Genomic DNA, 20,828 nt, shown 5'->3' with positions numbered 1-20,828 from the left:
CGCGTCGGGTGCCGGACCGTACCGGGGCGCGGCGGCCACACCGGTCGTACGCTCAGGGATCGGCACCGGCGAGCATTGGACATCCGGCATGCCCGACGCGGACGACATCGACGCCCTGGCCCGGTCCGCCGCGCACGGTGACCCGGCCGCGCTGACCGCCCTGCTGGTCGCGGTTCGCCCGGAGGTGCTGCGGCTGTGCGCACGGTTCCTGCCCAACCGGGAGGACGCCGAGGAGGCCTGCCAGGACACCCTGCTGGCGCTGGCCAACGGAATCACCCGCTTCGAGGGGCGCTCCTCGTTCCGCACCTGGCTGCACCGGCTGGCCGCCAACCGGGCCCGCTCCACGTACCGCACGCTGCGCCGCCGCTGCCGGTTGGAGGCCGGCGGCGTACCGGTGCCCGACCAGGCCGACCCCCGACGGACCAGCGTGGTCGCCGGCACCCGCCTCGACCTGCTCGACGCCTTCGACGCGGTCCGCCCCGACCTCGCCGAGGTGATCGCCCTGCGCGACGTCCTCGGGCTGAGCTACCCCGAGATCGCGGCGCTACTCGACGTGCCGGTGGGCACTGTGAAGTCCCGGCTGCACCTGGCCCGGCGGCAGGTGCGACAACGACTCGGCACGGGATGAGCCCCGCCGCGCGAGGCCGCTCGATCCGCCGGCTCCTCGCCGGTGGCGTCGTCCTCGTGTCCGCCGTGTCGGTAGCGGCCTGCGGCGCCGACCCGGTAGCGCCGCTGCCCGTACAGCCACCAGTGGAGTCCCGACCGTCGCCGACCCCCTCGGCGATCCCGGCGCCCACCGCATCGCCGTCCCGACCGCCGCCGACCAGCGGACGTCCGATCGCGGCACCGCCCGCACCGACCACTGCCCGGGGTACGCCGCACCGCCCGGCCACCACGTCGACGGCGCCGACCACGAGCTGCCAGGGCGCCGTGCGCTACGACCTGCCGCTGGCCGAGACCGAGCTTGAGCTGCTGCGGTCGCTCTGTTTCGCCACCGGCGCGGTGCTGCGGATCCAGGGCATCGGCCCCGGCCTGGTCACCGTCGACCGCCCGGAGCTGGTCTCGCAGCACTACGAGGCCGGCGTGGTGGACATCCGGTTCGTCCGCCCCGGCACCGTCGACGTCAGGATCCCGAAGGAGGCTCGGGAACAGACGATCACGGTGGTGGTCCGCTAGTCAGAGCATCGCCGGCGACGGGGCGGGACGGTGCCGCGCCCGGAGGAACTCGACGGCCGCGACCCCCAGCAGCACCAGAGCGGCGGCGACGCCCAGAGCCAGCCCGGGCAGGTGCACCGAGAGCGGCGCCAGGGCGATCGTCGCGCCGACACCGACGACGTGCGACAGCGGCACCCGCCCGTACACCTCGTGTTCCAGGACCGCCCGACCGATGAGGAAGAGCCCCGCGCCACCCAGGACGAGCGCGGCCATGGGTGCGGCGGGCCGCTCCCACGGCTGGGCGATGATCCGTTCCACGCCGGCGGCCGTTCCCACCACTCCGGCCACCATCAACCAGTGGGCGTACGGGTTGGTCTGCACCAGCCGAGTCCGGTGGGGTGATGCCTCGATGGCGGCGCGGAGCGTCGCGCCCGCTCCCTGGGCGTAGCTCCACCAGAGCACCGCCGCTGTCAGGAACGCGGTGGCGAAGGCGGCGATCCGATCGGGGGTGAAGGGCTGGTGGCTCAGGCTGAGGACGCTGACCAGGACGAGTTCACCCAGGGTGAGGATGTAGATCTGTTGGTACCGCTCGGCGAGGTGCTCCGGCGCGACCCGGTACTGCGGCAGGGGCGCCCGACCGGGGATGGGGAAACGGAACCCGAACGCGACGTAGTCCACACCCAGCGCGACGAGCCACACGGCGAGGCGCCACTCGGGGTCGGCCACCAGGCCGCCGACCACCCACAGGGTCCCTGACCCGAGGTTCCAGACCAGGGCGCGAAGGGAGCGTTCCTGCCCCTGCCGACCACGCAGGGATCGGATGAGCACCAGCCCTCGGCCCAGGTTTATCGCGGCCCAGGTGCCACCGAAGATCAGTCCGTGCTCGTGGAACGCCGTCGGCAGCGCGGCGGACATCAGCATGATGCCGAACATGATGCCGAGGATCAGCTGGGGAATCGGTCGCTTTCGTGGGCTGTACGTGTCGGTGATCAACGTGGTGGTCACCCAGACCGCCCACAGTGTCGACAGTGCGAGCAGAGCCTGGGCGATGCCGGTCCAGGTCTGCTCGGCCGCCATCGACTGCGACGTCAGGGTCAGGCTGGCGATGAAGGCGAGATCGAAGAACAGCTCCAGCAGGTCCGCGCGCTGCGGTCCGGTCGCCGTACGGGTCAGCTGTCGACGCGCACCGTCCGTCATCGGTGCCCGCTCGATCCGTCGCCGCTGACGACGGACCGCCCGCCCGCGTAGGCAGCGCGGACCGCAGCCCGACAACACTTCTGCGCCACGCTGCCAGCCTTCCATCCGAGGGCCCGGCACCGGGCACGTTCGTCCGCACCACGGCGGCCCCGCTACCGCACCCGCACGCCGTCGAGCAATGCGTCCACGAAGTCGGGCCCGCCGTCCACCGGTGGCACGACCTGCACGTACACCAGAGCGCCGTGGCCCGGATGCCGCCCCGCCGACTCGACGATCCGCGGCCGGCCCCGGTCGCAGCGGTACGCCACAACCGTCCACTCAACGCCCGCCCGGCGGGTGGTGCGCGCCGGCGCGGACGCGCAGTCCCCGTGTGTGCGCTCGGCCAGGAACCCGGCAGGCGTGGTGCGCGCCGCCGTGCTGGCCGAGACGCCGACGAACGCGCCGGGCACCCCGGGGTCGGCGGCCCAGCGGCGGGGTTGCGGCGACATCACCAGCGCCGGTTCCGCTTCGCCGTCGGCGTCGTACTGACCGGCCCAGGTCGCCCCGGTGGCCGACCAGCCGTCCGGCAACGTCACGGTGAGCGGTCCGGCGGTGTACGTGTCCCGTTCGGCCCCGGTGTGGCCCGGCTCGGGGCCCACCACCGCGACGGCCGCGACGGCCGCCCCGGCCAACAGCATCCGGTACGGGTGACGGGCCACCGGAGCGGATGACGGCGGCTGCCGTACGGCGGTGGCCCGGTCGAGCGCGGCGTGCAGCGCGGCGGCGTCCGGATAGCGGTCGGCCGGCCGGTGGGCGGTGGCCCGGACGAGCACCGCGGCCACCCGCGCCGGCACGCCGTCGCGCAGTCGCAGGGCGCCGACCGATCTGGGCGGGTCGGACCCGGGCTCGGCGGCGAGCAGCCGGATCCCGAGCCGACCGAGCCCGTACACGTCAGCGCGCGTGTCGATCACCGCGCCCGGGTCGTCCTGCTCCGGTGCCATGTAGCCGGGGGTACCGGCCCGGGCGGTGAGGCCGGAGGCGGCGGCGAGCGCCTTGGCGAGACCGAGGTCGGCGATGAGCACCCGCTCGGCGCCGGAGGCCACCCCGGTGGAATGGAACAGAATGTTGCCGGGGGTGAGGTCGCGGTGCACGACGCCGTGCCGGTGCAGCACGCTCACGCCCGCGCAGACCTCACCGAGCAGGCGCAACGCCGCCGGCACGGAGATCTCACCAAGAGCCAGCCGGTCGCGCAGGCTGCCGCCGTCCGCCCAGGCCAGCACGGCGTACGGCCGCCCGTCGGGCAACTCACCGACGGCATGCACCCGGACCAACCGCTCGTGCTCCAGCCGGCGCAGCAGACGGGCCTCGTCGCGGAAGCGTTCCCGGACGCGGAGGTCGTGGCTCCAGTTCTCGGCCAGCACCTTGATTGCCACGTGTCCGTCGAGCATCGGGTCGTAGCCCAGCCAGACGGTCGCGAACGATCCGACGCCCAGCAGCCGCTCGATGGCGTAGGGCCCGATCCGTTGCGGAGCCGTCACCGCGTCACCCCCGGCCAGCACGGGCGGTCGGCGTCTCTCTGAACAGTAGACCGGGCCGGTCGGAAAGCCGACGAACCGTTGGGCCGGGCGCGGTGACTAACAGGGCAGAGACCCATCACCGAAGGAGCGCACCATGAACCGACCCACGATCCTTCTCACCACCGCCGCGCTGGCGCTCGGCACACTCGTCCCGCTGGTCGACGCCGGTCCGGCCTGGGCAGCCCCGGTGCTCGGTGGCGGCGCGCCAGCCTCGGCGCGTGCCCCGATGGCCGCCGCCACGCTCGCCGGGCACAGTCACCCGCAGGTGCTCGGCGTCGGCGGCGCCGGGGCGTACCGGATGGGTGCCAGCCTGGCCGTGCTCACCGCTGACGGGCACATCGACTGGACCGCGCCGAGCTGCGGCGGGGTGGTGCACGCCGGCGCGACCGGTTCCTGGGCCGGCGTGCTCATCCTGGCCTTCCGCGACGGTCGGCTGGTGGAGGTCGGTACGGCCACCGCGCCGCCGCAGTCCCCCGCCGGCGCCACTGTCGGCATGTCCTTCGACGAGCTGGAGGCGATCTACGGCCGGCGGGGTTCGCTGATCCGCAACGACGCGGGGGACGCCGAGGCGTACCTGGTCCGGGTCGGGTCGCGGGTGGAGCTGTTCACCGGGCACCCGATCCGGCCGGGGGTGGGCTACTTCCAGGTCGGGCCGGCCAGCTTCGTCGAGCGGAACTTCCGGCAGGGCGCGTCCTGCTGATCTGGCCCAGGTGCGGGGCGTCCGGTGTCCACCGGGCGCCCCGCAGCTCGTATCTCCCCGAACGAAGGGTGGGCGAACACGATGATGTCGGGGTGGACAACACTGTGTGGCACACACTATGGTGTGACACATGGTTAGCGAGGACGTTCTACGGACGCACCTGCAGGAGTTGCGTCGAGGCACCGTCGTGGTGGCCAGCCTGGTCGCGCTACGCCGACCGGACTACGGCTACGCACTGCTGCAACGGCTCAGCGACCACGGCTTCCCGGTCGACGCCAACACCCTCTACCCGCTGCTGCGCCGCCTGGAGGACCAGGGGCTGCTGACCAGCGAGTGGAACACCGAAGAGAGCCGACCCCGCAAGTTCTACCGGACCAGCGACGAGGGCGAGTCGATGCTGAACCGGCTCCTCGACGACCTCGCCGCCGTACAGACCTCCATCACCGGGCTGATCCAAGGAGTGGACCGATGAACACCCTGACCGACCGCTACCTCGCCGCCACCCTGCGCTCGGTGCCCACCCAGCGCCGCGACGAGATCGCCAGCGAGCTACGCGCCTCGATCGAGGACATGGTCGAGGACCGGACCGGCGGCGGCCAGGACGCCACCGCCGCCGAGCGGGAGGTCCTCACCGAGCTGGGCAACCCGGATCTGCTGGCCGCCCGGTACGCCGACCGCCGGCTGCAGCTCATCGGCCCCACCTACTACCTGGTCTGGCTGCGGCTGCTGAAACTGCTGCTCAGCTTCATCCCGGCGCTCGTCGGCACGATCGTCGCGATCGTCGACGTGGCAGACGGCAAGGGCTTCGGAGCCATCGGGCCAGCCATTGTCGTTGCCATGCAGGTGGCCGTGCAGATCGCCTTCTGGCTAACCCTGACCTTCGCCCTCATCGACCGGTCCCAGACCACGGCCGGCCTGCCCGAATGGACAGTCGACCAACTGCCCGACGTCCCCGCACACCGAGGCGTCTCCCTCGCCGACACCATCGCGTCGGTGGCCATGCTGGTGCTGACCATCGGGTACCTGCCCTTCCAGCACTACCAGTCGTGGGTGCACGAGACCGACGGTAGGAACATCCCGATCCTCGATCCGGCGCTGTGGTCGTTCTGGCTGCCGGCGCTGATGGTGGTACTGCTGGCCACCGCGGTGTTCGAGATCGTCAAGTACCGGATCGGGCACTGGAGCTGGCGGTTGTTCGGGGTGAAGGCCCTGCTCAGCCTGGCGTTCTCGCTGCCGCTGACCTGGCTGGCGCTCTCCGACCGGCTGCTCAACCCGGCCCTGGGCGACCGACTGAGCTGGCTGGCGGACGGTGACAACCGGAACACCCTCGGGGCCGCCATCGCGGTGGGCACGGCCGTGATCCTGGTCTGGGACCTGATCGACACCAGCACCAAGACCCGCCGTCGGACGGCGTGAGCTGAAGCGACACCCCACCCGACGGTCCGGCGCGAACCTCGCGCCGGGCCGTCGCCCGGCCGCCGGGCCCGGTCACGTAGCGCCTCCCGACGAGCGACAGTGCTGGGCGGCGTGGCATCGTTCCTGGATGACCGTGGCACAGCGTGACGAATGGCGTCGCCCGGGTCCGACGCCGGAGCAGCGCCGCAACGACCTCTGGATCGGCCTCGGGGTGACCGCGCTGGCGCTGGTGAGCCTCACCCTGGCCCGCAGCACCGGCGCGTTCCTGCTGGGCCCACCGCCGTCCGGGCCGGAGCAGCTGTTCTGGACCGTCGCGGTGACCCTCCCGCTGATCTGGCGACGACGCTGGCCGACCGCGACCGTGCTGGTCGTCGCGGTGGCGTTCATCGCCGCGCAGGCGCGCTCGGCCCCGGAGAGCCAGTTCTCCTCCTGGGCCCTGTTCTGCGCCCTCTACACCGTCGGCGCCTGGGGGCAGGACCGCCAACTGTCCCGCCGGCTGCGGATCGGCGTGATCGCCACGATGTTCGCCTGGCTCGGGATCTACTACGCGGTGATGATCGACCACATTCCGGCGGATTCCTTCGCCGACGCGGTCGGACCGGTGCCGCCGGTGCTCGCCGCGATGGTCAATGGCGTGCTGCTCAACGTGCTGGTCTTCGGTTTCGCGTACTTCTTCGGCGAGACCGCGTGGGTGGCCGCGCGCCGCGAGCACGAGCTGCGCGCGCAGGCCGAGGACCTGCGCCGGTCGCAGGCCGAGGCCCGGGAACGGGCGGTGCTCGGCGAACGGGTCCGGATCGCCCGCGAGCTGCACGACGTGGTCGCCCACCACGTTTCGGTGATGGGCGTGCAGGCATCCGCCTGCCGCCGGGTGTTCGACCGCGACCCGGGTAAGGCCCGCACGGCGCTGACCGCCATCGAGCAGAGCGCCCGCACCGCCGTCGACGAGCTGCGTCGGATGCTCGGCGTGCTGCGGACCTCCGCCGGCACCGACGCCGCGACGCCGCCGGCCGGCGGCGTCGAACGGATCGACGAGCTCATCGAGCGGGCTCGGGCCGCCGGGCTGACGGCCACCCTCGGGGTGTACGGCGACCCTGTCGCGTTGCCCGAATCGGTGTCCCAGACGGCCTACCGGGTGACGCAGGAGGCGGTGACCAACACCCTGAAGCACGCCGAGGCGGCCCTGCTCGACGTGCGGGTCCGGTACCTGGCCCGGGAGGTGGAGGTCGACGTGACCGACGACGGGCGGGGCGGCGGGCGGGGCGACACCGTCGGATTGGGCCTGATCGGCATGCGCGAACGGGTCACCGCCCACGACGGCGACCTGGAGGCCGGGCCACGGGCCGGCGGCGGCTGGCGGGTACGTGCCCGCTTTCCCCTGGCGGCGTCGGCGGACCGACCGGTGGGCCCACAGCGGGAGCCGAGCGACAGACAGCAGGCGGCAGCCGTCGCGGAGCCGTCGGCATGAGCGCGGCAGCCCAGCAGGCACCCGGCGCCGGTCCGGCGGTCCGGGTGCTGCTCGCCGACGACCAGCACCTCGTCCGTACCGGCTTCCGGGTCATCCTGGAGGTGGAGGACGACATCGAGGTGGTCGGTGAGGCCGCCGACGGCGAACGGGCCGTCACCATGACCCGAGCCACCCGCCCCGACGTCGTACTCATGGATGTGGAGATGCCCGGGATGGACGGCCTGGAGGCCACCCGGCAGATCGTCGCCGACGGCCCCGGGGCGCCCGCGGTGCTGATCCTCACCACCTTCGACCGCGACGACTACCTGTTCGCCGCGCTACGGGCCGGGGCCAGCGGCTTCCTGCTCAAGAACGGCACGCCGGAGGAGCTGATCGAGGCGATCAGGGTGCTGGCCAGGGGCGACGGCCTGCTGGCCCCGGAAATCACCCGCCGGGTCATCTCCTCCTTCGCCCGACCCGGCGACCCGTCGGGAACCGCCCACCGGGGTCCGGCCGCCGAGGCCGCGCTGGCCGAGCTGACCCCACGCGAACGGGAGGTGCTGATGCTGCTCGCCGCCGGGTCGAGCAACGCGGAGATCGCCTCCGCCATCCACCTGGGCGAGGCGACTGTGAAGACGCACGTGAGTCGGGTGCTGGCCAAACTCGGCCTGCGCGACCGGGTGCAGGCCGTGGTGTTCGCCTACGAGAACGGTGTGGTCCGCCCCGGCGGGTGATGGCGTCCGCCGCGAGGTGGACCGCCCGCTCACCCGCCGGGCGGACGGCGCGGCGGCGTCATCGATCTAGCGTGAGTGCGTGACCAGAACGCTTCGCCTCGACGGCGTCGACCGCAGCTTCGGCGACCGTCAGGTGCTCAGGAACGTGTCCTTCGAAGTGTCCGCCGGCCGGATGACCGGTTTCGTGGGCGCCAACGGCGCCGGCAAGACCACCACCATGCGGATCATCCTGGGTGTGCTCGCCCCCGACGCCGGCGAGGTGAGCTGGGGCGGCGCCACGCTGACCCGGCAGGACCGTCGGCGTTTCGGCTACATGCCTGAGGAGCGGGGCCTCTACCCCAAGATGACCACCCGCGAGCAGGTGGCCTACCTGGGCCGGCTGCACGGGCTGGACGCCGCCGCGGCACGACGGTCCACCGACGCGCTGCTGGACCGGGTCGGGCTCGGCGAGCGCGGCGACGACCTGCTGGAGACGCTGTCGTTGGGCAACCAGCAGCGCGCCCAGATCGCCGCCGCGCTGGTGCACGACCCCGAGGTGCTGGTGCTCGACGAGCCGTTCTCCGGCCTCGACCCGCTGGCCGTGGAGACCGTCGTGGCAGTGCTGCGGGAGCGGGCTTCGGCCGGCGCGCCGGTGCTGTTCTCCAGTCACCAGCTCGACGTCGTGGAACGCCTCTGCGACGACCTGGTGATCATCGGGGACGGGGTGATCCGGGCCGCCGGCAGCCGGCAGCAACTGCGCGACTCGTACACGGTTCCCCGCTTCGAGCTGGTGGTGGAACACGACGCCGGCTGGGTACGCGACCACCCCGGGGTGACAGTGGTCGAGTTGGACGGCGCGCGGGTGGTCTTCGACCTGCCGGCCGGCACCGACGAACAGCCAGTGCTGCGGGCCGCCCTCGCGCGCGGCCCGGTCCGCGCCTTCCGCCCGGTCAGCCCCTCGCTCACCGAGATCTTCCGAGAGGTCACCCAGTGAACGTCACCCAGGCCACCCGGCTGGTCGCCGAACGCGAGATCCGGGTCAAGCTCCGCGACCGCACCTTCCTGTTCGGCACGCTGTTCTTCCTGTTGATCGCCGCGGCCGGCACCATCCTGCCGCCGCTGTTCGCCGGCGGACCGTCCACAGTGGCGGTGACCGAGAGCCTGGCCGCGCCGCTGCGCGCCGCCGGGCTGGAAGTCCGGGTCGTCTCCGATGACCGGGCCGCCGAACAGGCCGTCCGCGACGACGACGCGGACGCCGCGGTGGTCACCGGACCGGCCGTCCTGGCCATGGACGACGCCCCCGACGACGTGGTGAGGGCCCTGAGCACCCAGCCGACCGTCCGCCTGCTCGACCCGGACGCGGTCGACCCGGTGGTGGCGTTCCTGGTGCCGTTCGTCTTCGCGTTCGTCTTCTTCATCACCTCACAGACGTTCGGTGTGCAGATCGCGCAGAGCGTCATCGAGGAGAAGCAGACCCGGATCGTGGAGATCCTGGTCGCCGCCGTGCCGGTCCGGGCCCTGCTGGCCGGGAAGGTGGTGGCCGGGGCCATCCTGGCGTTCGCGCAGATCGCCCTGATCGCGCTGGTGGCGGTGCTCGGGCTGCAGATCGGCGACAGCGGAGGTCTGCTCAGCCTGCTCGCCCCGGCGATCGGCTGGTTCGTGCCGTTCTTCCTGATCGGTTTCGTGCTGCTCGCCGCCATGTGGGCCGCGGCCGGCGCGCTGGCCAACAGGCAGGAGGACATCGCCGCGGTGTCGACGCCGGTGCAGCTCGCCGTCATGCTGCCGTTCTTCGCGGTGATCTTTCTGAACGACAACGCCACAGCGATGCGGGTGCTGTCCTACCTGCCGTTCTCGTCGCCCACGGCCATGCCGCTGCGGCTCTTCACCGGCGACGCGGCCGGCTGGGAGCCGATCGTCTCACTGGTCCTCCTGGTGCTCGCCGCCGGCGCGTTCCTCCTCGCCGGGGCCCGGGTGTACGAGGGGTCGCTCCTGCGCACCAACGGCCGGACCTCGCTGCGTACCGCCTGGCGGGAGCGGGAGACCATCGGCTGAGCCAGCGGTCGGCCCGCACGGGCGTCGGTGTCCTGACCGGATGCCGGCGCCCGCTGCCGTACGGCACCGTTCCGGGCGCTGTTCGGTGGCCCTGAACAGCGCGAACACTCCTACGTTGAGCCGATCCTCACGGCAACGACCTGGTCGTCGCCGGTTTTCCGGACCGGAAAGGCTCTCGATGTCCCCACCGATCAACGCACGGCAAATCCGCCGTCTGCTCAGCGCCGTGCTCGCTGTCGCCCTCGCCGGCACCCTCACCGCCCTCGTCCGCCCCGCGCCGGCCACCGCCGCCCCGGGCGACCTCATCCTCAACGGCACGTTCGACAACGGCAGCACCCAGCCCTGGTGGACCCGGCTCGCCTCGACCAGCACCACTGTCAACGCCGGGCAACTGCGCGTCCGCACCAGCGCCACGGTGGGCAAGCCCGTCTGGGAGGACCTCGTCGGTCACTTCGAGTTCGGGGTGACGGCAGCGCAGCCGTACCGGTTGCAGTTCGACGCCGCGGCCGACGTCAACCGTTCCCTGCGCGTCTCGGTCTCCCGGGCGGACACGCCCTACACCTCCGCCGTCGACCAGAGCGTCACGCTGACGTCCTCGATGAGCCGGTACACCTTCGACTTCGTGTCCCCGTTCGGCGACCCGAAGGCGGTGCTGCTGTTCCACTTCGGTGGCCAGGCCGCCACGACGGTCCGGTTGGACAACGTGTCGCTCACCCCGCTGGCGGTGAACCCGGCCACCGACCCGATCCTGTACTGGAACGGTGTCCTGCTGGCCACCTACAAGGCGCTGGACCTGCCACCCACCTCCTCGTCCCGCGAAGCCGCCATCCTGCACGCGTCGATGCACGACGCCGCCGTCTCGGTCACCGGGGTCGGCAACCCCTACCGGGTACGAGTGCCGGTCAGCTACCCGGGCACCATGGACAACGTCGTCGCGCCGTCACTGCACGCGGCCATCGACCGCGCCGCGTACGACGTGCTGACCGCCCTGTACGGCGGCCAGGGCCAGTCCTACGCACAGGCCCTGGCCACCGCTGTCGCGCTCCGGCCGTCCGGGGTGAACGCCGCCGAGGTCGCCCGGGGTGACACCGTCGGTGCGGCGGCTGCCGCCGCCAACCTCCAGGCCCGCGCCAACGACGGCTTCGACAACAACGCGGCCTATCCGGTGCAGGAGAACGTGCCCGGCGCGTGGCGGCCGACAAACGGCAAGGCTGCGGTCGGCCCGAACTGGGGACTGGTCACCCCGTTCGCGCTCACCTCTGGCCGGCAGTTCCGGCCCGGCCTGCCAGCCGGCGCCACCGGGTACGCCGACCTGCTCAGCAAGCAGGAGTACCGCACCCAGGTGCAGGAGATCCGCGACTACGGCGGTCAGACGTCGACGCTGCGGACCCCCGAGCAGACGCAGATCGCGTTCTTCTGGGCCAACGACCTGGGCGGCACGTACAAGCCGCCGGGTCAACTCTTCGCGCACACCCGGATCGTGTCGGAGCAGCGTCAGCTCGGCATCCTGGCCAACGCCCGGCTCTTCGGGCTGGTGGCCCTCGCCCTCGCCGACGCCGCCATCGCCGCCTGGGACGCCAAGTACCAGACGCCCATCGACCTGTGGCGCCCGGTGACGGCGATCGAGGCGACGGAGGGCCCCGGCTGGCAGCCGCTGTCGAAGACCCGCGAGGGGGTGCCGTACACACCGCCCTTCCCGGCCTACATCTCCGGGCACGCCACCTTCGCGGGGGCCTGGTCCGCCGTGATGAAGAGGTTCTTCGGCACCGATGCGATCGCCTTCGACGCCACCACTGACGATCCGCACGCAGTGGGCGTGGTGCGGCACATGACCGGCTTCGACGATGCCGCCGAGGAGAACGCCCTGAGCCGGATCTACCTCGGCGTGCACTATCGGTTCGACGCGGACGCCGGGCTCGCCACCGGCCGTTCCGTTGGCGCGTACGTCTTCGCCAACCGCCTGCGACAGTGAATCGTCAGTCGGGATAACGGGGGGCTCCCCGTCCGGTCCGTGGACCGGGCGGGGAGCGTCACGCGTCACCGCTACGCGGCGCAGCTCCAGTGGCCGAAGTCGCCGGTACGAGACCAGACCTCCCGTGCCGTCCTGATGTTCCACGCCGCGTCCAGCGCCGTCTGACGGTCGACGCCGAACCGGGACACCTCCGTGTCGCTGAACTGGAACAACCCCCAGCGCCGCGATCCGTCCTCGACGACCTCCACCCGGTACGGGTCCAAGCCGGACAGGCAGCGCGCCAACTGCACCGCACCGGCCGGGTCCTCCGGGAACGTCCGCCGCAGATGTTTGCCGATCCGGTCCTCCGACCAGCTCGCGGGAACCTTGCGATCACCCGCCAACTCGTCGAACAACCGCTCGTCCGCTGTGCCACTGACCGGCAGGCCGCCAAACGCCTGGAACACCATCACCCGACTGGTGGTGTCCGGGCCGAACCAGCCGTCGACCGGCACTGTGAGTCCGCCGGCCACCAGGTGCTGCTGGAGGTTCAGCACGCAGGGGCCGTACATGCCCTGGCGCAGCACCTCCGGGCAGCCAGCGGCCGGGGAGCCGTCCATCGCGGCGGGGACGAGAGGTCGCAGCGTCACTGTCGCCCCGACCGTCAGGACGCCGAGCAGTGCCAGCAGCGCCAGCCGAAGCCAGCGGCGGGCCGGCCAGGGCGCCTCGGGTCGCGGCGGAACCGAGCCGACGCTCGGGCGGATGTCCGCCGCGGCGGTGGTGGAGGGGCCGGCGGGGGTCCGTTCCGCGTCACTCTCCCCTCGATAGCGCTCGCCGAGACGAGCCTCGAGGTCCCGCCGTGTCGCCAGCCACCTGTCGACCTGGACCGCCGGGGTGCCGCAGGCGGCCAGCAGCGCTACCACTGTGCGTTCCCGGGGCAGCGTCGTCCGCCCCAGCATCGTCGCGAGGGTGCTCGGCGGCAGCCAGTGTCCGGCCGCCGAGGCCCGTCGGGCGAGCTCCCGGTAGGTCAGACCGGAACGCCGCCGCACCTCCCTGAGCAACGCCACGTACTCCCCCGCCGTGGCCGCCTGCGGCACCGGATCCCGGACAGCGTCATCCATCGAATCTCCCCGTGTCGTTCGTGTGGTCGAGCCCGAACCCGTACCGGCGCGAGCACGTCGGCCGTACACCGGTCAGCGGCGCGGCCATCGAGAAAGACGCTAGGTAACCCGGTCGGCCAGGACAATGCCCGGCGCGCCGCGCTGGGCTGTCCGGGCAGCTCAGGGCAGCATGTCCGGATCCTGTCCGACCATGTCGGACAGTCGTCGGGACCCGACTTGCCTCCGCGCCCACAGTGTTTGGACAATCGGGCGATGACCACGGGGGAGCTACGCCCGGACGACGCGTCCGACCCGGCCGAATTCGTCGAGATGCTGCGCCAGCTCAAGGACCGGTCGGGGCTCACCTACCGGCAACTGGAGCAGCGTGCCGCGTCGACAGGCGACGTGCTGGCCCGCAGCACCGCTGCGGACATCCTGCGCCGATCCACACTGCCGCGCCCGGAGGTGGTGGCCGCGTTCGTGCGGGCGTGCGGCGCGGGAGATCAGGTCGAGACGTGGCTGGCCGCCCGGCACCGCCTCACGGCAGGTCAGTTGGCCCCGCCGCCCCCGGCAACGGACCCACCACCGCTCGACGCGGTCACGACAGTGGCCCCGGAGCACTCCGGCCCGGCCCGCCCACGCTGGTTCGCGCGGCCCGCGCCGCTGGCGCTGCTCGTCGTCGCCCTGCTGGCCACGCTCGGCGTGGGCTTCTGGATCGAGCGACGCGACGACGAGCAGGGAAAGGCCGCGCACACCACCGATCCGACCGCGTCGGCGGGAAACGGTGCCCGATTGCCGAGCGGGGGGCCCAGTCAGATCCGCCCCGTCCGCAGCCCGCACCTCTGCCTCACCGAGGGCCGCGATCGCACCGGCCAGTACACCAAGGAGATAGCGGTCCAGCGGCCCTGCACAGAGGCCACCCCACCGGACACCTCGCTGGAACCGGTGGCCGACGGAATGTTCTTCATCCAGTGGGTCCACCCGGTGCTCGGGAAGGGTTGCCTCACCATCCGCGACGAGGACCCCGGCCGGAACCTGCTCGAACCCTGGGACGAGAAGGACTGCAGCGCGAACAGGCCGAAGCAGGTGTTCCACTTCGAACCGACCGGCGCGACGCCCGACTCGTACCGCATCCGGCCCGACCGTAGCGAGTTGTGCGTCGGCCTGCGCGACGACGACAGCGACGGGGCGGACGCGGCGCTGGTCGAGCCGTGCACCGGCGGCCTGGATCAGGTGTTCCTGGTCAACGCGCTGCCCGGGAACTGACGTCGGCGCCGCTCAGCGGGCGGGTGGCACCTGATCCCAGCCGGCGGGCAGCGGGGGCGCCGTCCAGTCGGGGTCGGGCTGCCAGGTGGCCCACGACGGGTCCCACCAGCGCTCACCGCCATCGAGCAGGGCGGCGATCCGGTCACCCTCGGCCTGGATGGCGTCCGCCATGCCCGGGTAGCGCCCCTCGACGAGGCGCTGGGCGAACATCTCCACGTCCTTCCAGACGTACCGGTCGGCGTCCGCGGCCCACCACAGGTCCAGCTCGTGGTCCAGGGTGTCCACACCGATCGGGGTACGCCGCACCGGGTCCTGGAGGTTGAAGTACCAGCCGGCGAAGTCGCGCCCCGGCCCGGTCCAGAACACGTCGATCGAGTGCGCCTCACCGGGGCGTTGCAGCATCAGCTTGCCGTGCCCGGACCAGGAGCGGTGCCCGTTGACCTCCCACGGGTGCCGCCCGCAGGGGAAGACGCCAGTGTCCGGGAAGCCGAACTCGGCCCCCGGTGGGAGGTAGAGGGCGAGCAGGTCGGGCGAATCCTCGACGCAGATCGTCGGGCAGCCGAACCAGACCTCACCCCGCAACACCTCACGCCGCACCACAGTGTCCCCAGCCGCAAACCGCTCCACCCCGCACCCCCTCCTCACTCGCCGCCACAGCCCCGCCCCCCGGCCGCGATCTTGCACTTTCTGTTGAGGATATGCCCCGCGATGACCCGGTCTGTCGGGTCAGAAAGTGCAAGATCGCGGCGGGGTGAGGCGGGGCGGGGGCGGTGCGGGGTCAGGCGTCGACCGCCGCCATCACGTCGTCGCTGACGTCGAAGTTGGCGTAGACGTTCTGGACGTCGTCACAGTCCTCAAGGACGTCGATCAGTTTGAAGATCTTGCGGGCGCCCTCTTCGTCCAGCGGCACGTTGACGCTGGGGATCAGGGAGGACTCGGCCGACTCGTACTCGATGCCGGCGTCCTGCAACGCCGTGCGCACCGGGATCAGGTCGGTCGGCTCGGAGACCACCTCGTACGCCTCGCCGATGTCGTTGACCTCTTCGGCGCCGGCGTCCAGGACGGCCAGCATCACGTCGTCCTCGCTGGTGCCCTCCTTGGGGACGATCACCACGCCCTTGCGGGAGAACATGTACGACACCGAGCCGGCGTCGGCGAGCGAGCCACCGTTGCGGGTCAGCGCGGTCCGTACCTCGGTCGCCGCGCGGTTGCGGTTGTCGGTGAGGCACTCGATGAGCATGGCGACGCCGCTCGGGCCGTACCCCTCATACATGATCGTCTGCCAGTCGGCGCCGCCGGCCTCCAGGCCGGAGCCGCGCTTGACGGCGCGATCGATGTTGTCGTTCGGCACCGAACTCTTCTTCGCCTTCTGGATGGCGTCGAAGAGCGTCGGGTTACCGGAGGGGTCACCGCCGCCGGTCCGCGCGGCCACCTCGACGTTCTTGATCAGCTTGGCGAACATCTTGCCGCGCTTGGCGTCGATGACGGCCTTCTTGTGCTTGGTCGTCGCCCACTTTGAGTGGCCGGACATCTTCTACCTCCGTTGCTACCCGCCGTCTGCATCGACCGCACCGCTCACGCCCTGCTCCCGCCGGCGCACGCGGAGGTGCCGGTCAGCTCTGGTGGAAGCAGTGGCGGGCAGATGGCCCTGCCGAATCTCCGCAATCCTACCGACGTCCCCCCGGTCCCTGTCATGCACCGCGCACGGCACTACCGCCCGGCCCCGACGGACCAGGGCAGACGGGACAAAAAACCCCGGACGAAGCCACCACCGCGGCGAGCATCATGGACAGCCCGGCGCGGTCGGCCGCCGTTCAACACACGGCGCGGACCAGGTCCACGAAGTACGCGTGGACCCGCACGTCGCCGGTGAGCTCCGGGTGGAACGAGGTGGCCACCAGGTTGCCCTGTCGCACCGCCACGATCCGGTCGGCGGCCGGACCGTCGGACACCACCCCGATGACCTCGACGCCGGCACCGACCCGCTCGACCCACGGCGCGCGGATGAACACCGCGTGGAACGGCTCGCCCGGCACCCCGACGACGGTCACCGGGGCCTCGAACGAGTCGACCTGCCGGCCGAAGGCGTTGCGCCGCACGGTCATGTCGATGCCCGCGAAACCCCGCTGATCGGGTCGACCGTCGAGCACCTCGGTCGCCAACATGATCATTCCGGCGCAGGAGCCGTAGACCGGCATGCCGTCGGCGATCCGCTTGTCGATCGGCTCGCGCATCTCGAAGATGTCGGCGAGCTTGCTCATCGTGGTGGACTCGCCGCCCGGGATGACCAGGCCGTCAACCACGTCCAGCTCCGCCGGACGGCGGACCGGGCGGGCGTCCGCGCCCGCCGCGGCCAGCGCCGCCACGTGCTCGCGAACGTCGCCCTGGAGCGCGAGCACACCGATCACGGGTGCCGTCATTGTCGCACCGTTCCCCTCCGCGTCCGCCGTCCGGAAAGAGCGCTCACCAACCGCGCTCGGCCAGGCGGTGCGGCTGCGGGATCTCGTCGACGTTGATGCCGACCATCGCCTCGCCGAGGCCCCGGGACACCTTGGCCAGCACGTCCGGGTCGTCGTGGAAGGTGGTCGCCTTGACGATCGCGGCGGCCCGCTGAGCCGGGTTGCCCGCCTTGAAGATGCCGGAACCGACGAAGACGCCCTCCGCGCCGAGCTGCATCATCATCGCCGCGTCGGCCGGCGTGGCGATCCCGCCCGCGGTGAACAGCACCACCGGCAGCTTGCCGCTCTCGGCGACCTCCTTGACCAGCTCGTACGGGGCCTGCAACTCCTTGGCCGCGACGTACAGCTCGTCGGTCGGCAGCGAGGCCAACCGACGGATCTCCTGACGGATCTTGCGCATGTGGGTGGTGGCGTTGGAGACGTCACCGGTGCCCGCCTCGCCCTTGGAGCGGATCATCGCCGCGCCCTCGGTGATCCGGCGCAGCGCCTCGCCCAGGTTGGTCGCGCCACAGACGAAGGGCACTGTGAACGCCCACTTGTCGATGTGGTTCGCGTAGTCGGCAGGGGTCAGCACCTCGGACTCGTCGACGTAGTCCACGCCGAGCGACTGGAGGATCTGCGCCTCGACGAAGTGGCCGATGCGGGCCTTGGCCATCACCGGGATGGAGACCGCCTCGATGATCCCGTCGATCATGTCGGGGTCGCTCATCCGGGACACTCCGCCCTGCGCGCGGATGTCGGCGGGCACCCGCTCCAGGGCCATCACCGCGACGGCGCCGGCGTCCTCAGCGATCTTGGCCTGCTCGGCGTTGACGACATCCATGATCACGCCGCCCTTGAGCATCTCGGCCATGCCACGCTTCACGCGGGCGGTGCCGACGACGGGGGCGGTACCGGTGTTCGACGCGGTGTTTTCGGGCACGGGTCATCGCTCCTTGGACATGCTCTGGGGGTGGCAGCGAAAATGCTACGCGCGGTTCAACACCGCGCCGACAGCCAATCAGACCCCCGGTGGCCTGCACTGTGGCAGTGGTCACCAGCCCGCCCGGACCGTCCGGGAGCAGGCGGCGACCCTCGGAGGTCAGGCGGCGGGGACGTCCGCCGGCACGACGAGGGTCGGGTCGTCGATGTCGAAGTAGCGCGGCCACTCCCGGCCCCGCCCCATCCGCAACAGGCGCACCAGCGGCCGGCTGCGCGCCGAGCGGGCGTCGCGGACCAGATCGGTGTGCACCTGCCGGGACAACGCGAGCCGACGACTCGCGGCGATGACCGCCGCACAGTCCGGGTCGCCCGAATCCAACTGGACGCCGCGCAACTGCCGGGTGAGGTCGTTCTCCGCGGCCTCCCGCTCGTCCGGGCTGGCGTCCAGGGCGATCCGGGCCGCCGCGTACAGCTCGACGCCGAAGCGCCGCTCAGCCAGGACCGCGGCCGCCGCCGCGCGGCGCAACAGGTGGGCGTCGAGGGCTCGGGCCGCCAGCTCCGCGCGGCCCTGTAGTCGCTCGACCCGGCCGGCGGTCCAGATGAGGTACGCCGCGACCAGCCCCACGACCACGATCGCGGCCACCACCCACCACATGTGCGGCATCGTAGTGCTGCTCCGTTTCGTCCGATTGGGCGCGGCCGAACCGGTCCCGCCGGTCACCACCGCACCATCCGTCACACCGGCTCAGCCCAGCCCCACCCATTCCTGGTCGATGACCCGCCCGTCGGTTGCCTCGATCGCCGCTGCGTATACCTCCAGAACGCGGCGGGCAACCACCGGCCAGTCGAAATTCGCCACCACCTGATCGCCGCAGGCGCTCAGCGTGGCCCGCCCGGCCGGGTCGTCCAGCAGCTCGGCCAGCACGGCACGCAGCCCCACCGGATCGCCGGTGGGGAAGAGCCGACCGGCCCGCCCACCGTCGAGCACCCGCCGGAAGGCGTCCAGATCACTGGCGACGACAGTCGTACCCGCGGCGAGGGCCTCGGTGAGGATCATGCCGAACGACTCACCACCGGTGTTCGGTGCGACGTAGAGGTGCACACTGCGCAGCATGCGCGCCTTGTCCGCTTCGCTGACCAGGCCGAGGAACGTGATCCGCTCGTGCAGTTCGGCCGGGAACTGGTCGTACAGGTCGTCGGGGTCACCCGGGCCGGCGACGAGCAACCGCAGACCGGGCCGGGTGGCGGCCAACGCCACGAACGCGTCGCGCAGCACCGGGAAGCCCTTGCGTGCCTCGGTGAACCGGCCCAGGAAGCCGAGCGTGCCGCCGGTGCCGGCCGCGCACTCCCCCGGCCAGCCCGGCAACGGCTCGGCGTCGGCGAACTTGGCCACCGCCACCCCGTTGGGGATCTCCACCGCCCCGCCGTCCATGTGCTCGACCTGCACCTTGCGGGCCAGCGCGCTCACAGCGATCCGGGCCGTGATCCGCTCCAACACGATCTGGAGCACACCCTGCGCGGCGGCGAGGACCCGCGAACGGGTCATCGCGGTGTGGAACGTGGCCACCACCGGGCCACGGGCGGAGAGCACGGCCAGCAGCGACAGGCTCAGCGTGAGCGGCTCGTGCACGTGCAGCACGTCGAAGTCACCGTTGGTGATCCACCGCCGTACCCGGGCGGTCGACACCGGGCCGAACGCGATCCGGGCCACCGAACCGTTGTACGGCAGCGGAACTGCCCGCCCGGCGGACACCACGTACTCCGGCAGCGGCGAATCCTCGTCGGCCGGCGCGAGCACGCTCACCTCGTGGCCCAGCGCGATCAGCGCCTCGGCGAGGTCCATGACGTGGTTCTGCACCCCGCCGGGCACGTCGAAGGAGTACGGGCACACGATGCCGATCCGCATCTGTCAGCCCACCTCCTCAGGCCGGGCCGGAGGCCGACGAGGGCAGCGCCGCGCCCGCCCCCGACCTCGCCTGGTCCAGCCACATCCGCTGCAACATGTGCCAGTCTTCCGGATGCCGGGCGATACCCGCGGCCAGACGGTCGGCGATCAGCTGGGTCAGCGACCGGACCCGCTGGTCCAGTGGCCCCGCCTCGGGGCCGGGCACCGGCAGCGGGCCAGCCAGCGACGCACAGGCGGCGTCCGGTTCGTACCACATCGAGGCCACGTAGAGCGGCGCGCCGGTGTGCAACGCGAGCAGCGCCGGCCCGGCGGGCATCCGGGTCTTCGCGCCGAAGAAGTCCACCTCCACCCCCCGGGCGGAGAGATCACGGTCGGCCAGCAACGGCACCACCGCGCCGGCCCGAAGCCGGTCCAGCAGCACGTCGAACGCCGGACGCGGCCCACCGTGGGTCGGCAGGATCTCCATGCCCAGCTCAGCGCGGAAGGCCATGAAACGCCGGTACACGCCCTCCGGCTTGAGCCGTTCCATGACAGTGGTGATCGGCCAACCGGTGGCCGCCACCCAGGCACCCGCGGCGTCCCAGTTGCCGGCGTGCGGCAGGGCCACCACCGCGCCCCGGCCGGCGGCCACGTCAGCGGCGAGCAGCTCGGCGCCGTCGAGCCGGAAATTGGACAGGATCTGCGACCGGCTCAACCCGGGCAGCCGGAACGCCTCCATCCAGTACCTGGCGTACGAGCGCAACCCGCGCTTGACGAGATCGTCCAGCTCGGCCTCGGACAGCTCCGGGCCGACCACCCGACGCAGGTTCGCGCGCAGTCGGGCCGTACCCCCGTTGGGGCGGCGATGGGCGCGGTCCGCGCCCGCCTGGAACGCCGCCGCCACCACCGGCCGGGGTAGCGCGCGGACCACCCGCCACCCGGCGATGTAGCCCAGCTCGGTGAGGTTCACGCGACTCGGCCGCCGGTCGTCAGACGCCGGGGCACCGGCACGG

21 protein-coding genes are annotated in these 20,828 nt (G+C 72.1%); 11 read left to right on the top strand and 10 right to left on the bottom strand.

Going from position 1 to position 20,828, the window contains the following annotated elements; genetic code table 11:
• Positions 1 to 88: 88 nt before the first annotated feature.
• Complete coding sequence (locus AB0K35_RS18810) at positions 89 to 628, top strand: RNA polymerase sigma factor (RefSeq protein WP_238670785.1); 540 nt, start codon at positions 89 to 91, stop codon at positions 626 to 628.
• Positions 625 to 1,176 carry a hypothetical protein gene (locus AB0K35_RS18805; RefSeq protein ID WP_363886523.1) on the top strand — a complete coding sequence of 184 codons (552 nt, stop codon included), beginning with the start codon at positions 625 to 627 and terminating at the stop codon, positions 1,174 to 1,176. Before AB0K35_RS18810 ends, AB0K35_RS18805 begins: the two co-directional genes overlap by 4 nt.
• Here AB0K35_RS18805 and AB0K35_RS18800 read toward each other — a convergent pair whose 3' ends face one another.
• Both AB0K35_RS18800 and AB0K35_RS18795 read right to left on the bottom strand, forming a co-directional pair.
• Positions 1,177 to 2,352 (bottom strand): low temperature requirement protein A, encoded by a 1,176-nt coding sequence (locus tag AB0K35_RS18800; RefSeq protein WP_238670787.1) that lies wholly within the window; start codon positions 2,350 to 2,352, stop codon positions 1,177 to 1,179. It abuts the gene before it with no gap.
• A gap of 152 nt (positions 2,353 to 2,504) precedes the next feature.
• Positions 2,505 to 3,869, bottom strand: coding sequence for a serine/threonine-protein kinase (locus AB0K35_RS18795; protein WP_363886520.1), 1,365 nt, complete (start codon positions 3,867 to 3,869; stop codon positions 2,505 to 2,507).
• Between the two features lie 133 nt (positions 3,870 to 4,002).
• Between AB0K35_RS18795 and AB0K35_RS18790 the strand changes: the two genes are divergently transcribed.
• The 8 genes from AB0K35_RS18790 to AB0K35_RS18755 all read left to right on the top strand — a co-directional run bounded on the left by AB0K35_RS18790 (position 4,003) and on the right by AB0K35_RS18755 (position 12,205).
• Positions 4,003 to 4,608 (top strand): hypothetical protein, encoded by a 606-nt coding sequence (locus tag AB0K35_RS18790; protein WP_363886514.1) that lies wholly within the window; start codon positions 4,003 to 4,005, stop codon positions 4,606 to 4,608.
• Positions 4,609 to 4,738: 130 nt separating this feature from the next.
• Positions 4,739 to 5,080, top strand: coding sequence for a PadR family transcriptional regulator (locus AB0K35_RS18785; RefSeq protein ID WP_091401756.1), 342 nt, complete (start codon positions 4,739 to 4,741; stop codon positions 5,078 to 5,080).
• Entirely contained in the window at positions 5,077 to 6,024 is a 948-nt protein-coding gene (locus AB0K35_RS18780; RefSeq protein ID WP_238670790.1) for a permease prefix domain 1-containing protein, read from the top strand. The genes AB0K35_RS18785 and AB0K35_RS18780 overlap by 4 nt, the downstream gene beginning before the upstream one ends.
• A 127-nt stretch (positions 6,025 to 6,151) precedes the next feature.
• Positions 6,152 to 7,489: a sensor histidine kinase gene (locus AB0K35_RS18775; protein WP_238670791.1), complete on the top strand. Its 1,338-nt coding sequence runs from the start codon at positions 6,152 to 6,154 to the stop codon at positions 7,487 to 7,489.
• Entirely contained in the window at positions 7,486 to 8,202 is a 717-nt protein-coding gene (locus AB0K35_RS18770; protein ID WP_238670792.1) for a response regulator transcription factor, read from the top strand. The genes AB0K35_RS18775 and AB0K35_RS18770 overlap by 4 nt, the downstream gene beginning before the upstream one ends.
• Positions 8,203 to 8,281: 79 nt before the next feature.
• Positions 8,282 to 9,175 carry an ATP-binding cassette domain-containing protein gene (locus tag AB0K35_RS18765; RefSeq protein WP_238670793.1) on the top strand — a complete coding sequence of 298 codons (894 nt, stop codon included), beginning with the start codon at positions 8,282 to 8,284 and terminating at the stop codon, positions 9,173 to 9,175.
• Positions 9,172 to 10,233 carry an ABC transporter permease gene (locus tag AB0K35_RS18760; RefSeq protein WP_238670794.1) on the top strand — a complete coding sequence of 354 codons (1,062 nt, stop codon included), beginning with the start codon at positions 9,172 to 9,174 and terminating at the stop codon, positions 10,231 to 10,233. The genes AB0K35_RS18765 and AB0K35_RS18760 overlap by 4 nt, the downstream gene beginning before the upstream one ends.
• Before the next feature lie 178 nt (positions 10,234 to 10,411).
• Positions 10,412 to 12,205: a carbohydrate binding domain-containing protein gene (locus tag AB0K35_RS18755; RefSeq protein WP_363886511.1), complete on the top strand. Its 1,794-nt coding sequence runs from the start codon at positions 10,412 to 10,414 to the stop codon at positions 12,203 to 12,205.
• Positions 12,206 to 12,276: 71 nt separating this feature from the next.
• Here the strand turns inward: AB0K35_RS18755 and AB0K35_RS18750 are convergent, their stop codons facing one another.
• Complete coding sequence (locus tag AB0K35_RS18750; RefSeq protein WP_363886508.1) at positions 12,277 to 13,305, bottom strand: peptidoglycan-binding protein; 1,029 nt, start codon at positions 13,303 to 13,305, stop codon at positions 12,277 to 12,279.
• A gap of 252 nt (positions 13,306 to 13,557) precedes the next feature.
• Between AB0K35_RS18750 and AB0K35_RS18745 the strand changes: the two genes are divergently transcribed.
• Complete coding sequence (locus tag AB0K35_RS18745; protein WP_238670797.1) at positions 13,558 to 14,550, top strand: helix-turn-helix domain-containing protein; 993 nt, start codon at positions 13,558 to 13,560, stop codon at positions 14,548 to 14,550.
• A 12-nt stretch (positions 14,551 to 14,562) separates the two neighbouring features.
• Here AB0K35_RS18745 and AB0K35_RS18740 read toward each other — a convergent pair whose 3' ends face one another.
• From AB0K35_RS18740 to AB0K35_RS18710, 7 genes are all read right to left on the bottom strand, one after another.
• A complete protein-coding gene (locus AB0K35_RS18740; RefSeq protein ID WP_238670798.1) occupies positions 14,563 to 15,177 on the bottom strand; it encodes a DUF402 domain-containing protein in 615 nt (204 codons plus the stop codon).
• A 151-nt stretch (positions 15,178 to 15,328) separates the two neighbouring features.
• Complete coding sequence (locus tag AB0K35_RS18735; RefSeq protein ID WP_124771632.1) at positions 15,329 to 16,081, bottom strand: YebC/PmpR family DNA-binding transcriptional regulator; 753 nt, start codon at positions 16,079 to 16,081, stop codon at positions 15,329 to 15,331.
• A gap of 283 nt (positions 16,082 to 16,364) precedes the next feature.
• Entirely contained in the window at positions 16,365 to 16,970 is a 606-nt protein-coding gene (gene pdxT, locus AB0K35_RS18730; RefSeq protein WP_238670799.1) for a pyridoxal 5'-phosphate synthase glutaminase subunit PdxT, read from the bottom strand.
• Positions 16,971 to 17,013: 43 nt separating this feature from the next.
• Complete coding sequence (pdxS, locus tag AB0K35_RS18725) at positions 17,014 to 17,931, bottom strand: pyridoxal 5'-phosphate synthase lyase subunit PdxS (protein ID WP_091401733.1); 918 nt, start codon at positions 17,929 to 17,931, stop codon at positions 17,014 to 17,016.
• Between the two features lie 159 nt (positions 17,932 to 18,090).
• Positions 18,091 to 18,594 carry a hypothetical protein gene (locus tag AB0K35_RS18720; protein WP_238670800.1) on the bottom strand — a complete coding sequence of 168 codons (504 nt, stop codon included), beginning with the start codon at positions 18,592 to 18,594 and terminating at the stop codon, positions 18,091 to 18,093.
• 81 nt (positions 18,595 to 18,675) lie between these two features.
• Positions 18,676 to 19,836: a glycosyltransferase family 4 protein gene (locus AB0K35_RS18715; RefSeq protein ID WP_238670801.1), complete on the bottom strand. Its 1,161-nt coding sequence runs from the start codon at positions 19,834 to 19,836 to the stop codon at positions 18,676 to 18,678.
• 16 nt (positions 19,837 to 19,852) lie between these two features.
• Entirely contained in the window at positions 19,853 to 20,785 is a 933-nt protein-coding gene (locus tag AB0K35_RS18710) for a phosphatidylinositol mannoside acyltransferase (RefSeq protein ID WP_238670802.1), read from the bottom strand.
• Between the last annotated feature and the right edge of the window lie 43 nt (positions 20,786 to 20,828).

Source organism: Micromonospora sp. NPDC053740 (genome assembly GCF_040677775.1).
Lineage (GTDB): Bacteria > Actinomycetota > Actinomycetes > Mycobacteriales > Micromonosporaceae > Micromonospora > Micromonospora alfalfae.
The sequence above is the reverse complement of the archived record's forward strand: the minus strand, read 5'-3'. Positions and strand labels throughout refer to the sequence as shown.

What these genes read in the sequence shown, in the direction of transcription:
- AB0K35_RS18715 (WP_238670801.1), bottom strand. Translation starts at nt 19,836, where the DNA reads ATGCGGATCGGCATCGTGTGCCCGTACTCCTTCGACGTGCCCGGCGGG.
- AB0K35_RS18805 (WP_363886523.1), top strand. Translation starts at nt 625, where the DNA reads ATGAGCCCCGCCGCGCGAGGCCGCTCGATCCGCCGGCTCCTCGCCGGT.
- pdxT (WP_238670799.1), bottom strand. Translation starts at nt 16,970, where the DNA reads ATGACGGCACCCGTGATCGGTGTGCTCGCGCTCCAGGGCGACGTTCGC.
- AB0K35_RS18720 (WP_238670800.1), bottom strand. Translation starts at nt 18,594, where the DNA reads ATGCCGCACATGTGGTGGGTGGTGGCCGCGATCGTGGTCGTGGGGCTG.
- AB0K35_RS18735 (WP_124771632.1), bottom strand. Translation starts at nt 16,081, where the DNA reads ATGTCCGGCCACTCAAAGTGGGCGACGACCAAGCACAAGAAGGCCGTC.
- AB0K35_RS18745 (WP_238670797.1), top strand. Translation starts at nt 13,558, where the DNA reads ATGACCACGGGGGAGCTACGCCCGGACGACGCGTCCGACCCGGCCGAA.
- AB0K35_RS18800 (WP_238670787.1), bottom strand. Translation starts at nt 2,352, where the DNA reads ATGACGGACGGTGCGCGTCGACAGCTGACCCGTACGGCGACCGGACCG.
- AB0K35_RS18775 (WP_238670791.1), top strand. Translation starts at nt 6,152, where the DNA reads ATGACCGTGGCACAGCGTGACGAATGGCGTCGCCCGGGTCCGACGCCG.
- AB0K35_RS18810 (WP_238670785.1), top strand. Translation starts at nt 89, where the DNA reads ATGCCCGACGCGGACGACATCGACGCCCTGGCCCGGTCCGCCGCGCAC.
- AB0K35_RS18790 (WP_363886514.1), top strand. Translation starts at nt 4,003, where the DNA reads ATGAACCGACCCACGATCCTTCTCACCACCGCCGCGCTGGCGCTCGGC.
- AB0K35_RS18755 (WP_363886511.1), top strand. Translation starts at nt 10,412, where the DNA reads ATGTCCCCACCGATCAACGCACGGCAAATCCGCCGTCTGCTCAGCGCC.
- AB0K35_RS18750 (WP_363886508.1), bottom strand. Translation starts at nt 13,305, where the DNA reads ATGGATGACGCTGTCCGGGATCCGGTGCCGCAGGCGGCCACGGCGGGG.
- AB0K35_RS18785 (WP_091401756.1), top strand. Translation starts at nt 4,739, where the DNA reads ATGGTTAGCGAGGACGTTCTACGGACGCACCTGCAGGAGTTGCGTCGA.
- AB0K35_RS18780 (WP_238670790.1), top strand. Translation starts at nt 5,077, where the DNA reads ATGAACACCCTGACCGACCGCTACCTCGCCGCCACCCTGCGCTCGGTG.
- AB0K35_RS18770 (WP_238670792.1), top strand. Translation starts at nt 7,486, where the DNA reads ATGAGCGCGGCAGCCCAGCAGGCACCCGGCGCCGGTCCGGCGGTCCGG.